Genomic DNA, 14124 nt, shown 5'->3' with positions numbered 1-14124 from the left:
CAGAGGAACGGCCGCCTCGACCCCTCGGTCCCCCTCTCCCTCGCGACGACCGCAGGCGGTCGCTTTGGTCAGGATGAGGGGTAAGAACGGCCGTCGGACGAGACGTCCGACCCAGGCGATGCGGTAATGGATGCTCTCGCGCAGGCCGACCGTCCCGGTCGGCGGCTCGACCGTGTGCCGATGCTTTCCACGAGACGACGGCTTCCTGTCGCCAAGAGGAAGCAGTTTTCTCGATGCCTCACTGAGCGGGTTCGCTCTTCGCGGCGGGAGTCCTCGCCCTCGCAGCGCGCTGGGTTAGGAAATGCTGGGCCACTGCGGCGATGAGCAACACCGCACCCAGGATGATTTTCTGGTCCTCGAAGGGCACCCGGCCCAGGGTCAGCCCCCGGACCAGGCTGCTCACCACCAGCAACCCCAACACCGCGCCCAGGATGCTGCCCCTCCCGCCGTAGATACTCACCCCGCCCAGCACGCAAACGGTGATGACATCCAATTCCACGAGAGTCCCCGCGTCCGCCTTTGCAGTGGCGACCCGCGACAGGAACACCGCACCTGCAAGCGCGGACATGAGCCCGCTGAAAGTGTACAGCACCAGCCTCACCGTGGGAACAGGAACTCCCGCGAACCACGCCGCGCGCTCGCTGTGGCCGATCGCGTACACCCAGCGACCGAACACCGTCCGGTGCAGCACAATCGCCGCGAACACGCCAAGAACCACCAGCAACGGCAACTGCTGCGGGATCTGCACTGCTCCAAACACCGTGTAGTAGGCCTGCCCCAGTTCGTAGTACTCCGGCGGGAAGTCGCTAACCGGCGCCCTCGCTCCGAGGCCCAGTGCGACGCCCCGATACAGCGCCATCGTCGCCAGAGTCACGATGAGCGGCGGGATGCGCACTTTCGCGATGAACAGGCCGTTGATGAACCCCGCGAGACCGCCCGACACCAGTCCCAGCGCGATGTCCGGACCCGGCCCCAGACCGAGATGTCGCCAGCCCATGCCCATCACCACCACGCTCAGGCCCAGTATCGAGCCCACGGACAGGTCGATTCCGCCGGTGATGATGATCGGTGCCATCGCGAGGGCGATCAGCCCGGTTTCCACGAAGAAGCGGGACATCTCCAGCAGATTATTGGGCTCGAAGAAGCGCGGGTTCAGGGCACCCATCGCGCAGAAGGTGACCACCAGCAGCGCGAGCACCGCCGCTTCCTCCGGCCCAAGCAGTCCCCGCAGGCGCCACAGCATCATCGTCGCCTCCGGGCAGTCTGCACGGCGTCCACAACCACCGCACCGAGGATGAGCACGCCCTGGCAAGCCCGCTCCCAACTTGGGTCGATGCGCAGGTGCGTGAGCGACCCTGCAATCGCACCCAGCAAGAGCACGCCGATGACAGTCCCGGCAATGGTCCCCGATCCACCAAAGATATTGGCGCCGCCCACAACCACCGCCGTAATAACCACCATCTCCAGCCCGCCGCCGGCATTCGTCTGAACGGCGCTCAGGCGGGTGAGATACACGAAGGCCGCAAGCCCCGCCAGCAGGCCCATCACGAGATACACGTGCCCTCGCACCGCCTGCACTGCGATGCCCTGGTGACCGGCGGCGTCGGGGTTGCTTCCTACCGCGTACACGCTGCGCCCAAAAGCCGTCCACCGCGCAACCACAGCCGCCAGCGCAACCACCACCGCGGCGATCCAGACCGCCACGGGTACCCCCAGCGGTTCGCTCAGACCGAACTCGCGAAACCCGCCGGGCAGATTGATCCAGCGTCCGCCCGTGAAGTGGATCAGGGTATTGCGAAACAGCGTGAGTGTGGCGAGAGTGGCAATGATCGGCGGGATTCGCACCCGGGCCACCAGTCCGCCATTCACTGCCCCCAGCACGCCGCCTGACAGAAGCGCTGCAAGAAGCACACCGATCACTGGTGCGCCGCGTTCCGCCGAGAGCGCAGCGACAGTGGCGCTCACGGCAAGAATCGCTCCCACTGAGATGTCAATTCCTGCGGTGAGGATCACGAAAGTCATCCCCACCGAGGCCACCAGCAGGTAGGCGTTGTTGATGAGCATGTCCGCGAAGTTCTGCCTTGTGGCGAAACTCGGAGCAGCCAGGGAGACGCCCGCCAGGAACAGCACCAGCAGCACGCCAAGCCCCAGTTCCCGCTGCAGCACCGGTGTGCGTGGTGCCGTCTCGTGGCGCACTCCCTCCTGCGCGGTGCCCAGTGCCAGGTCCAGCACCGCCTGCTGGGTGGCCCCTTCGGCCGGGAACTCACCCACCATCCTCCCCCGGTGCATTACCAGAACCCTCGTGCTCAGGGCCAATAGCTCCGGCAGGTCAGACGACACCAGGATAATCGCCACACCGCGCTCCGCAAGCGCGCGCATGAGCCGGTGTATCTCGGCCCGCGCACCCACATCGACTCCCTGTGTGGGCTCCTCGAGCAGCAGCACACGCGGCTCCCCCAGAAGCCGCGAGGCCAGTGCCACCTTCTGCTGGTTTCCGCCCGAAAGCTGGGCGACCGGTTGCTCCAGCCCTGCCGACCGCACTCGCAGGTCTCGGGCGAGGGTTTCGATCCGCTCCTGCTCCTGTTGCCGTCGCACCAGTCCCAGCCGGCCGGCAAAGTCCCGCAGCCGAGGCAGGCTGATGTTCTCCCGCACCGTCATGGGCAAGACGAGCGCTTCGTGGTGGCGGTCGGCCGGGACGAGGGCCACGCCCAGGTCTCGCATCCGCGCCGGGCCCACGCCGCACGCATCCCGGCCCAGCACAGTCACATTCCCCGCACTCGCTTTCTGCACCCCGGCCAGCGTGTGCAGCAATTCGTTCCGCCCCGACCCGGCCACTCCCGCGATGCCCACGATCTCCCCGGGTCGGACGGCGAGGTGGATGCCCTCGAACTTTCCTGCGAGAGTGAGCCCGCAAGCCTCCAGATAAGGAGTATCTGCGTCCGTCCCGTCTCGGGAGGCGCCCGGCGTGAGGTCTTTCCTGCCCTGCGGCGCATCCGACGCCACCGAGTGTCCCACCATCAGCTCAATGAGGTCGTCGCGAGTCACCTCTGCGATCGGGCAGGTGCGAACCAGCCGGCCGTCCCGAAGGACGCTCACACGATGCGCCAGTTCAAACACCTCGGCCAGCCGGTGGCTGATGTAGATGACCGTGGCCCCGCGGGCATTGAGATTGCGCACGAGACCAAACAGCCGCTCGGTGTCGTCATGTCCCAGCGGAGCGGTAGGCTCGTCGAGGATCAGCACCTGCGCGTCCACCAGCATCGCCCGGGCGATCTGGAGGATTTGCCGGTCAGCCACGCTGAGGCTCTCCACCGGCACATCCAAATCGAGTTCCGTCTCCAGCCGGGACAGAACGTCTTGCGCCTGCCGTCGCATTTCGCGCCAGTCCAAGAGCCCGATCTTCGAACGCGGCCAGTCGCCCACGAACAGGTTCTCCAGGGCGGTCATGGAGTGGAACAGATCAGGGTGTTGGGGCACCATCGTGACGCCGATCTCACGAGCGGCGCGGGGTGAGAACTGGCTCACGCGCCGCCCGAAGACCATTAGCTCCCCCGAGTCGGGCGCGAACTGCCCCGCGATGATGCGCACCAAGGTGGACTTGCCGGCGCCGTTCTCGCCCACCAGCGCATGAATCTCCCCCGCTCTGATCTGGAGGGACACGTCGTCCAGTGCCAGCACGCCGGGATACTCCTTGCGCAGACGCGAGCACTTCAGCGCACAGGGGTCGCCGGGCGCGGGCTCAGACGGGAGGGGAATGCCGTTGGAGGACATTGGCCGAATCTACTGCCCTCCTTCGGGCTGTCGAGGCATGATTCGGTACACGTGAACATCGAAAGGCTCATACACGTCGCTGAACTCCAGACTGTCCTCAGACAATTCCAGCGGCTCGCGGTTCTCAAACAAAGGTGCCGCGCTCGCCAGGCCATCTTGGAACCGATACGTTGCGTCCAGGACCGCGTCGTCCAGGTTCACAGTGAGCAGCACGAAACCACCTTCGGGGTGAGGTTTCAGGACACACCGCAACGGGTCGCTGGTCACCGGTTCGCCTTTGAAGGTGACCCCGTACTTCACGCTCGCGGGAGCGGTCGGCGAGAGGAGTGACGGCGTCAGTTCCCGGATCTCGCTGTTGATCTGAGTCGCCGCCATCCACAGGGCTTTCGATTGGGCAAGCTGCATGGGCTTCGCCGGGGATGCCTTGGGTCTGCCGGGGCCCGGCTCAAGGTACGCGGGCCGGGGGTCGGGCGACATGCCGACTACCTTCCCGTCCCGGCAGACGTAGGTGTCCCAGCAGAAGTAGATAATCCCCGTTGCCCCATGCACCAGTGCCGCATACACCTGAGCGCGCAACTGTACCGGGGTCGCCATCCGGAAGGGGAACGCACCCCGTTCCTGGGTGGTGAATGCTCCCACGATGAACCACACCGGCTTGCGCTCCTCGTTGGCGGCCACCGCGAGGGACACCGTCTCGGAGATCCCGGTGGAAGGCGGGTCGGTGCCCAGCGTCCGTGCCCGGCGCTTGCGGTCCAGGAGAGGGTAGTTGTCGTGGCAGGCCACGTCCCCGGAAGTGTTCCACTTCACCCACCAGGTTGTCGCGGGTGGAGTGACCCACGGCACATCATTGATGAACACCGGGACGCCCGGCACGAGCTCGTTCATTTTCTTCTTGTAGGCAAGGAATTCGGCGAACTTGCCATCCATGTCCTTGCCCCAGAAGCCCCCGGTGGGTTCGTCATGCCAGCAGTTGCCCAGCCATGCCGGGTGGTCCTTGAAGGCAGCCACCGCGGCGAGATCGTGCTTCTGCATGGTGACCACCTGCAGGCCGCTCTTCAGCCCGGTCTCAAGCTGATCTTCCAGGCTTTTCGAGGGCCATGGCCACATTGTGTTGAAGCCCGAGTCGGTGAGAACCTTCAGGTCATAGTCATATCCGTAGGCCGTGCCGTATGGGTTGCCCCAAATGGCAATCTGGAAGAAGGAACGCTCCGGGTCATACTTCGTCAGCAAGCGTCCCCGTCTGTCCGTATGCGGCACACTGTTCCGGTAGATGACCTGCACCGCGTTGAATTCGCTCATCTTGCGTAGCAGTGCGTCGGGGTCCTCCACGGCAAAGGCGGTGGCGGCCAGCGCAGCAAGCAGCGAGGTCATCTGTAACACAGTGGATACGCGGTTCATCGGCGTGTCCCTTCAGCGTCCGTGGCTTCCCTCGCACAGCCTATTCGACAGACGGACGAACCAAACCTGTCTGCCTTTCGATTGCAGGAAAGTGCTGCTCCAAAGGCGAAGGCCACTGCGGCGCTGGATGTCTGGAACTTCGAGGGAGGGGCTGCCGGTGGCACGGCGGCTTGTTGTCCGCAACCCCGCAAGACTGCTCTGGACGCTGTTCGTTCTCATCCTGATCTTCGCCGGGCTCCTCGCCTGGCGCGCTCGGCCTCAGTACCCTCCCAGTTTCTCGGAAGATGGCACCGCCACATCATCGCTGTCCCCCGTGACGCCGCAGCCAACGCAGGCCCCCATCGAGACCGAAGCCGCGCGAAAGAAACGCATCGCGGAAGAGATCGCCCAGATCCGAGCTGTGAGGAAGGCGCTTGCTGCCGAGGACGAGACGGCTCTCGCGAAACTGCTGGACGAGGGCCTCCCTGCCGCTCTCCTCGTACCCGACGATCCGGAACAGGTCACGCGGCAGACTTCGCTCATCTACATGGCCGCCGACGCCGGGCGGGTGGACCTCGTGCGGCTTCTCCTGGACAGGGGAGCGGACGCCCAGCAGCTCAATTTCCCCACCATGGTCACGCCCTTGTTCTGCGCCGTGGAGAACCGGGACCTCGAACTGGCAAGGCTCTTGCTCAAGCACGGCGCCAACCCGTACTGGGAAGCCAAACAGGGGGTCAGCGCAATTGGCCGGGCACTGGGAAATGATGAGATGCTCAAGCTGCTGGTCACCGAGAGCAAGTACGAACCTGAGTCCAATCCATCCCACCCGCCTCTGCCGGAGGCCATCGAGAGGGGTCGGGAGTCCGCGGCGCGCATACTGATCGAGGCCGGCGTCGGCGTACAGGGGGAGAACTGGGAGGGTGATACCCCGCTGCATCTCGCAGCGGAGCGGAACATGACGGACATCTGCGAACTGCTCATCCGAAAGGGCGCAAAAGTCAATGAGCCAGATCGTGAGGGTCGCACTGCGCTTGATCGAGCCAACGCGCGCAAGGCTTACGGGGCCGCGCGCTTGCTCAAGAAGCACGGTGGCCGTACCGCGTATTCCGGGAGGGCGAACCGAACATCGCGGTGAAAATGCCCCACATTCAGTGAACCACCCGGCGCCTGCAAGCGCCCGCGAAAGATGGTGCTCCGGATGCCGAAAATCGCGTCTTTCACAGCTCTGCTGCTCGCAGCCGCAGTCCTCTGCCTCGCGCAAACGCAGAAGGGCATCACGACCGTGGTGCTTGACCCGCCGCTGGAGGTCGTGGAGCTGCAGCCCATTGAACTTACCATCCGGTACGCCGTGCCCGGAGCGATGGGCGTCGTTCCGCTGCGTGTGGAGCTGAAGAACCTTCAGAACATCGTGCTCAAGAGTGAGACGGCCAACGTTTCCGGTGAGGGCCAGCGGCACTTCACATTCACGGCTCCCGGGGTCACCGAGGAGAGCTTTATCACCTTTGCCATCTGGTACGGGACCGACTGGCGCACTCCGCTTGCGCCCATCATTCACACGGAGCGGATCAGGATCATGTCCGCCGGAGACGCCGCGAAGCTTGCGGTCCAGAAGGAGCTCGCCCAGGCGTGGCTCGCACGACACCCGCAGCTGTCGGCCGAGAGGAAGGCCACCGGAATCCTTCTGGATGACATCCCGGGCCTTGACTCTGAACGGGCGAACCGGATCATCGCCGCCCTCGCAGCACGGGGTATCGAGGCACTGCCGTTGACCGCCGAGGACATCTGTAACCGGCACATCCTCAATGCCGACAACTTCCAGACCCTCGTCCTCCCCAGCGCCCGCGTGTACCCCAATGACGGCGCCGATGCGCTGGGCATGTTCCTGCGAAGAGGCGGAAACCTCGTCGCACTGGAGACGCCGGCATTCACAAATCCCGTGGGCATGGTCGGCGGGAAATGGATGGACTCGGCCCAGGCCCAGGAGCTCATGAGCCAAACCCGGGCGCAGAAGATCCTCTGGGACATGGAATCGGGCACTGCGCAGGACTGGGGATACACGGGAGGGCCCGGACCCAACGCGGAGTGGGATCTGAACTCGCCCGGCGCGGACGGCACCGGCAGGGCGCTGCACTGTGTGGTGCCCAGCTTCCAGAGCTGGAACACCATCATCGCCCCCACCATTGAGCAACCTTTCGGGCCCGGCCAGACCCTCACCTGTTTCTGGGCCAAAGGCGGTCCCCAGACCCGGTACATCGCCATCGAATGGGTAGAGAAGGACGGGTCACGCTGGATCGGCACTGTTCCCCTGTCTCAGGAATGGCGTCATTACGCCATAACACCGAAGCAGTTCAAGTACTGGCACGACAGCCCCAGCCAGGGACGTGGAGGGGCCACCGACAGCTTCAACCCGCAGAACGCAGCAAGGTTCACCGTGGGCATCGCAATGACCCATACCGCCCTGCCAGGCGGCAGGCACGAGTTTTGGATCGACCAGATCGGCACCGCGCAGAGCCCCGTGGGTGACGTGACGCTGCCCGAGGGCTTCGACCTGGAACCGGTGGAGATGATCTGGCCCACGTACAAGTTCCACCCGGTCACCACCGCGCGCACAGTCAGGGTCAGCGACAAGCAATGCATCCTGCAGCCTGCTGACCTGCCCGTCTACCCCGGTCTCATGTCAGTTCAGCCGCGCCCGCAGGGCACCGGATATAACAAGAACCGCAAGTGGCGCTGGATCCCCCTCATCGAGGCATTCGACGAGTCAGGCGAAGTCTGCGGCACCCCCGCATGTCTCATTATCAACCGCACCGGGCCCTGCGCAGGCTCAATCACCGCATCTTTCGCCCTCCCCGCGCCGGCCTATGAGGATCCGAAGGTGCTGGATATGGTCGCGGAAGTCACCCGGCGCATGAACGCCGGCACCTTCTTGTTTGAAGGCGGGGCCGAGTACTACGCCTACTTCCAAGGTGAATCGGTAAGACTCGGAGCGCGAACCATCAACACCGAGACCGGAGCGGTACCCGACTGTACCGCGCGTGTCAGCCTCCAAGCGCCGGATGGCAGGGCCTTCGAAGCCACCATGGACGCAGGCACGGGCGAGTGTGAGACCCTGTGGGAACCTGGGACATTCACATCCCGGGATTACCAGGTCACCTGCGAACTCATCGCTGACAGTGGCGAGGTCATCGACCGCCTCACTCACCCCCTTGTGGTCTGGGAGCCTTCCCCGGAGCCGAAGTTCATGGAGATCCGCGACGGGGATTTCTATCTCGACGGCCGGAAGTGGTATGCCCACGGCACCAACTACATGCCCTCCAGCGAAATCGGCATCGAGGACGGCGAGTACTTCGAGTTCTGGATGGACAGCCAGCCTTACGATCCGGTGGTCACCGAGCGTGACCTGAAGCGCACAAAAGCAATGGGCATGAACATGGTCAGCATCTTCTGCTACTACCGGTCCATTAGCAGCCGCAATCTGCTGGACATCCTCGAACGCTGCCGGCGCCACGGGCTCATGGTCAACCTCAGCCTGCGCCCGGGAACCCCGCTGGACTTCCGCTGGGACGAGATGAAGGCCCTGATCGAGGCATACCGCCTCAAGGAGCATGACATCATCTTCGCCTACGATCTGGCCTGGGAGCCAGTTTTCGGCAACTACCCCATGCGAGCGCGGTGGGACAGGGAGTGGGAAAAATGGATCAATGAGCGCTACGGGAGTGTCGCCAATGCCGAAGAAAGCTGGGGCTTTCCCGTGCCCCGCGTGGACGGAAAAGTTGCCCAGCCCACAGACCAGCAACTATCCGAAGAGGGGCCGCACCGGATCATGGTCTGCGCCTACAGGCGATTCCTGGACGACCTGCTGGCGAAGAAGCACGCCATCGCCAATAGCCTCGTGAAGAGCATCGATCCCAACCACTTCACCAGCTTCCGCATGAGCGTTGCCGGCGACCCCACCGTGGGTGCGTCCTGGATCGCCTACGACTTCAGGGGCCTGGCGCGCAGTGTGGATATCATGGAACCCGAGGGCTACGGGCGCATCGGCGAATGGGATCGGGTGCGGCCGGGGATGTTCACCGCCGACTACTCGCGCTGCATGGCCCCGGGCAAGCCGGTGATGTGGGCCGAGTTCGGCTATTCCACCTGGAACCGCGACCTCATGGAACCCGACCCCAAGGCAGAAGAATGGGCCGGCGGTTTCTATGACCGATTCTTCCGCATGGCCCTGGAGTCCGGCGCGAACGGCACCATCAACTGGTATTACCCCGGCGGCTATCGAGTCAATGAGCGCAGCGACTACGGGATCATCACCCCGGATGGAAGTTGGAAGCCGGTGAGCCACTCCGTCCGCAACTGGACCCAGGTCATGACGACTCCCCGCGATCTGCCGCCTGTGGACGAGTGGATCCTGGTAGACCGCGATGAGAGCGTGAAGGGACTGACAGGCGTGTATGAAGCTGTTCAGGAGCGCTACTGGCAGCTGCGCGAAGCCGGAAAGCGACCCGCGCTTCGCACCGCCGGGCACGGAATGACCAGCGACACTGCTCCCCGGGTCGCCGTGGGCAATGTTCCATACTCACCCGGGCGCACGCCCCACAAGTACCTGAACGCGGAGTTCGATCGCATCGAGATCAAGAACGCCGCAGGCCAGTGGCAGGAGATCCTCGACGGCTCTGAAGTCCACGTCAAGCGCGGAGATCCGGTGCTGGTGCGGGCGACCATCGGCAATAACGGCGACGCAGCCTGGATCGCTCGGCAGGATTTCGGCGGTGTGGCCCTCACCTGCGGTGAAGCCAACTTCTTCCTTCCCCAGAATGTGCCCTCACTCGGGACCATCCGGATCGACGGCTTCCAGGTCTGCGAACTGCAGGAAGACATGGACCTGACCTTCGAGATGAGCGTCTGGCCGGACGTGCCTTTCGGGGAAAAGGTGGATTTCAGGCTGATCGCGGACTGACAGGAGCGCGCCATCGCGACCAATAGTTGAGACCGTCTCATGACCCAGCGCGCCATCATCATCGCCAATCCAGCAGCCCGCGGGATCGCTAACCGTCCTGGTGCCATCACCGAGGTTGCCGATCGCCTGCGGCGTGACGGAATCAGCGCCGACGTCCTCCTGACAAAGGGGCCTTCTCACGCGGCCTCCGCAGCCCGGGAAGCCGCTGAGAAGGGCCTTGATCTCGTGGTGGTCGCCGGCGGGGACGGCACCATCAACGAGGCCGTTCAGGGTCTCGCCGGCACCGACACCGCTCTGGGCATCGTTCCCCTGGGAACCGGCAACGTCCTGGCCTGGTACATGGGGCTCGAGCGTGAGGACATTCCGGGCGCCTGCCGCGTGATCACTCAGGGCGCACGGCGAGAGATCGATCTCGGGCGTCTGAACGGCCGCTATTTTATCAACATGGCGGGCATCGGCCTGGACGCCCAGGTCGCGGCGGATGTGGACCCCACGATCAAGCGGTCCATGGGCCGCCTGGGATTCATCTGGCAGTTCATAGTCACCCTGGTCGTCCGTCGGCCCTGGCCCTTCGATGTGCGCGTTGACAACCAGCATGTCTCCGGCAGACTCTGGTCGGTGATCATCTGCAATACCCCGGTGTACACGTGGCGCGTATCCATGGCTAAGACCGCACATCCGGCTGACGGCCTCCTGGACATCGTGCTTGTCCACAGGTGCACCCGCGGGCAACTGCTGGAAGACCTGTCGGCCATGTTTCTGCACAGCAACTCAGCCGCGGATTCTGAGCACATGCAGGTTATCCGTGGGCGGCATCTCGAAGTCCGCAGCCTCCCCGACGCCCCATGGCAGGTGGAAGGCGAAGTCGGTGGCTGGACGCCCGTGGTCTGCGATGTGGCGCCACTAGCATTGAGACTCGCGGTCCCGCCGGACCTGTGGGAGTAAGCCTTTATCGGCAGGAGAATCATGAAGAACACTCGGTACCTCGACCCCAAGCGCGGAGAACATGCTTTTGCGGCAGACCCCGACGCCCAGCGCCCCAACCTCTTCGTCATCACTGTGGACATGATCCCGCCCGAGGCATACCAGCCCGAAAACCCCTTGCGGGAATATCTACACACGCCGGCCATGGACCGGCTCATGCGTGACGGCGTGCGCTTCTCCAATGCCTTCACCGCATCTCCCCTGTGTGGCCCATCGCGCGCCTGCACCCTCACCGGCAGATACCCTTATCTCACGGTGAATGAAGAGCGGGCTCACGACGGCTGGGAGACTTCTCTGAGGCGCTCTGACGCCATTTTCCCGGAGTACCTGAGGGCAGCCGGCTACCTCACCAAACACGCAGGCAAGTGCCATGTGGGGGCAGCCAAGTTCCTGGATGCCTTCGGCGAGAACGATGCGCCCTGGGACCGCTGGGCCCCGCCTATGGCCGATGATGACGGGTACCTGCGCTACCTGGACGGCCTGGGAGTGCAGCCCCCGGTCTGGCCCGACCCGGTGCGCGGCCTGAGACCTGATCGCGCCACGCCCGGCAATAGCTACGGCGGCTGGATTACCCAGCCCGACGGCTCCGAGTTCCCGCTGGAGGCCACCTACTCCCGGTACCTTGCATGGCTCGCAGAACAGAAACTCGACGCGGCCATGCGCCAGGCGTCCCCCGGTCAGCCTATCTACTTGCAGCTCGACTTCTTCGCTCCGCACCAACCATTCTTCGTCCCCGAATGCTTCCGCGACAGGGCGCGGGAACTTGCGCCTCACATCGAGTTGCATGGCAGCTACCTGGAGGCCCTGGCCACGCTGGGCAGCGAATGGCCCCGGGTCTACGGTTTCTACCTGCGCAATTGGGGCCTGTACGAGGAAGAGACCGCCCGCCAGTACATGCTCATGAACCTGCTGCAGGTCGAGGCGCTGGACACCGCAATCGGCGCGTTCATCGACGCATTGGACCGGCGCGGCCTGTATGGGGAGTCGGCAATCATCTTTTCCGGCGACCACGGAGAGATGAACTGCGAGCGCGCCCTGGTGGACAAGGGCGTCTATGGCCACCCGAAGACCGCGCGCGTGCCCCTATCCCTCAAGTTCCCGGGCGGTGCGTCAGCGGGAACGAAGGTGGATGATCTGGTCTCGCTGGTGGATCTTGCCCCGACGATTTTCGAACTGGCCGGCGTCATGCCTCTGGACCGTCTGGACGGGGAAAGCCTGATCTCCGTGGCTCGAGGTGAGGGCTGGTGCGCGGAGCGTCCGATCCTCATGGAATGTGGCTGGCACGTCTGCCCCAATCCGGCGGTGGCGACCTTTGCTGAGATCCCCGGGCGCGGGCGCTTCATGTACACATACAACCTGACATCGCCCCAGGACGAACTGTACGACCTTGATGACCTTTCGTACCGTGACCTTTCAACAGATGCGGCATTCTCTGATGTGAAAACCAAGATGATTCGCCGGCTCGGTGCGATCCTCGAAAGCGACCCGCGCTGGACATGCTACTGGCACACATTCCGGCTGGACAAGTACGAGCTGCTGGACGTGCCTCAGGGCGATTTCCAAATGTTCCGGCCGGAGCACTGACGTTACAAACCGGGAGGCAACGCGGTGTCCAGACCCAATATCGTGCTGGTCCTCGCCGATGACATGGGCTACGGTGACTTCGGCATCTTCAACGGTGGTCTGAGCCAGACGCCCAACCTCGACCGACTGGCTTGCGAGGGGGTCTGCCTGACTCAGCACTACGCCGGCTCCTGCGTCTGCGCCCCATCGCGGGCAGCGCTGATGACGGGCCGTTACCCGCACCGCACGGGAGCCGTGGATACCTACGAGGGCCGCGGCCTGGACCGCCTCGCGCTGGCCGAGGTGACCATGGGCGACATGCTTCAGGCCGCCGGATACGTCACCGGGCTCCTGGGAAAATGGCACCTGGGCGCACTGGATCCGCGCTATCACCCGAACCAGCGCGGCTTCGACGAGTTCGCCGGATTTCGCGGCGGATGGCAGGACTACTACGACTGGCGCCTCGACCGCAACGGCTCCATCAGCAGGTCCGACGGGCGCTATCTCACCGATGTCTTCACCGACGAAGCCTGTGACTTCGTCCGCCGACATCAGCGTGAACCCTTCTTCCTGCATCTCACCTACAACGCCCCACATTTCCCTTTCCAGGCCCCGGACGAAGATCTTGCCGCCGTCCCTGACGCTGCGGGTCTTACCCACGCCGTTCGCATGATCTATGCCATGATCCGCAGGATGGACGCCGGCGTCGGGGCTCTGCTGGAGACCCTCGAAGACTGCGGCATCGTGAACAACACGATCTTCATCTTCACCAGCGACAACGGGCCGCAGTTTGGCGGCGAGGGCGACCAGTGCACGACTCGCCACAACTGCGGCTTCAATGGCTCCAAGTGCAATGTATACGAGGGCGGCATCCGGGTGCCCGGGCTGGTGCGCTGGCCGGACGGTCTCCCGTCCGGCCTACAGGTAGATGCGATGATGCACTTCTGTGACTGGCTCCCGACGCTGGCGAGCGCCGTGGGCTGCGACTTGCCCGCGGGCAAGACACTCGACGGCTGCAATGTGCTGCCGATGCTCCGGGGCGAGCCCGGAGACGTCTGCACCCGGCGGTTTTGGCAGTGGAACCGGTACACGCCTGTGGTCCAGTCAAACGCGGCCTTCCGCGACGGCGACTGGAAACTCCTGCGCCCCGTCATCCGCGAAAGCATGGCCGTTACCCCCCTTGACGGCCAGATTGACCGCGCTCTCAAGTACGCGCCCGAGACCGTAACCGACATCAACCGTGAACCCGAACCCGAGCGCATCCTTCCCGAACCTCCGCCACCCATGCTGTTCAACATCCGCGAGGACCCGTGCGAGTTGAGGGACCTCGCGGCGGATGAACCCGACCGTACCGCGCGGATGCTCACCGAGCTGGAGAACTGGTTCGAGGAAGTGGACGCCGAACGCCATGCGATCCCGGACGAGTGGTAGCGTCAGACCCGTAACCCACGCCGCATTTGACAGGAGGCCGCACC

The 14124-nt window shown here is 64.3% G+C and carries 8 protein-coding genes; 5 read left to right on the top strand and 3 right to left on the bottom strand.

The features are described from left to right. Window positions 1–238: 238 nt before the first annotated feature. The 3 genes from HPY44_19940 to HPY44_19930 are packed head-to-tail and all read right to left on the bottom strand — an operon-like array spanning window position 239 to window position 5169. Entirely contained in the window at window positions 239–1246 is a 1008-nt protein-coding gene (locus HPY44_19940; protein ID NSW58285.1) for an ABC transporter permease, read from the bottom strand. Then, entirely contained in the window at window positions 1243–3771 is a 2529-nt protein-coding gene (locus tag HPY44_19935) for an ATP-binding cassette domain-containing protein (GenBank protein ID NSW58284.1), read from the bottom strand. Before HPY44_19935 ends, HPY44_19940 begins: the two co-directional genes overlap by 4 nt. Window positions 3772–3780: 9 nt before the next feature. Next, window positions 3781–5169: a hypothetical protein gene (locus HPY44_19930; GenBank protein ID NSW58283.1), complete on the bottom strand. Its 1389-nt coding sequence runs from the start codon at window positions 5167–5169 to the stop codon at window positions 3781–3783. Window positions 5170–5326: 157 nt separating this feature from the next. On the opposite strand from HPY44_19930, the gene HPY44_19925 reads away from it, so the two are divergent. The 5 genes from HPY44_19925 (at window position 5327) to HPY44_19905 (ending at window position 14080) form a co-directional block, all read left to right on the top strand. Next, window positions 5327–6283, top strand: a complete 957-nt coding sequence (locus tag HPY44_19925; protein ID NSW58282.1) for an ankyrin repeat domain-containing protein — start codon at window positions 5327–5329, stop codon at window positions 6281–6283. Between the two features lie 63 nt (window positions 6284–6346). Next, a complete protein-coding gene (locus HPY44_19920) occupies window positions 6347–10102 on the top strand; it encodes a beta-galactosidase (protein ID NSW58281.1) in 3756 nt (1251 codons plus the stop codon). Window positions 10103–10141: 39 nt separating this feature from the next. Next, a complete protein-coding gene (locus HPY44_19915; GenBank protein NSW58280.1) occupies window positions 10142–11047 on the top strand; it encodes a diacylglycerol kinase family lipid kinase in 906 nt (301 codons plus the stop codon). 21 nt (window positions 11048–11068) lie between these two features. Then, a complete protein-coding gene (locus tag HPY44_19910; GenBank protein ID NSW58279.1) occupies window positions 11069–12670 on the top strand; it encodes a sulfatase-like hydrolase/transferase in 1602 nt (533 codons plus the stop codon). 24 nt (window positions 12671–12694) lie between these two features. Beyond that, window positions 12695–14080, top strand: coding sequence for a sulfatase-like hydrolase/transferase (locus HPY44_19905; protein ID NSW58278.1), 1386 nt, complete (start codon window positions 12695–12697; stop codon window positions 14078–14080). Window positions 14081–14124 lie beyond the last annotated feature (44 nt).

It is taken from the genome of Armatimonadota bacterium (assembly GCA_013314775.1).
Taxonomy (GTDB): domain Bacteria; phylum Armatimonadota; class Zipacnadia; order Zipacnadales; family JABUFB01; genus JABUFB01.
This window is presented reverse-complemented; position numbering and strand designations above follow the sequence as displayed.

Excerpts from the sequence above, each read along its gene's own strand:
- HPY44_19930 (NSW58283.1), bottom strand. The coding sequence starts at position 5,169 with ATGAACCGCGTATCCACTGTGTTACAGATGACCTCGCTGCTTGCTGCG.
- HPY44_19920 (NSW58281.1), top strand. The coding sequence starts at position 6,347 with ATGCCGAAAATCGCGTCTTTCACAGCTCTGCTGCTCGCAGCCGCAGTC.
- HPY44_19935 (NSW58284.1), bottom strand. The coding sequence starts at position 3,771 with ATGTCCTCCAACGGCATTCCCCTCCCGTCTGAGCCCGCGCCCGGCGAC.
- HPY44_19910 (NSW58279.1), top strand. The coding sequence starts at position 11,069 with ATGAAGAACACTCGGTACCTCGACCCCAAGCGCGGAGAACATGCTTTT.
- HPY44_19940 (NSW58285.1), bottom strand. The coding sequence starts at position 1,246 with ATGATGCTGTGGCGCCTGCGGGGACTGCTTGGGCCGGAGGAAGCGGCG.
- HPY44_19915 (NSW58280.1), top strand. The coding sequence starts at position 10,142 with ATGACCCAGCGCGCCATCATCATCGCCAATCCAGCAGCCCGCGGGATC.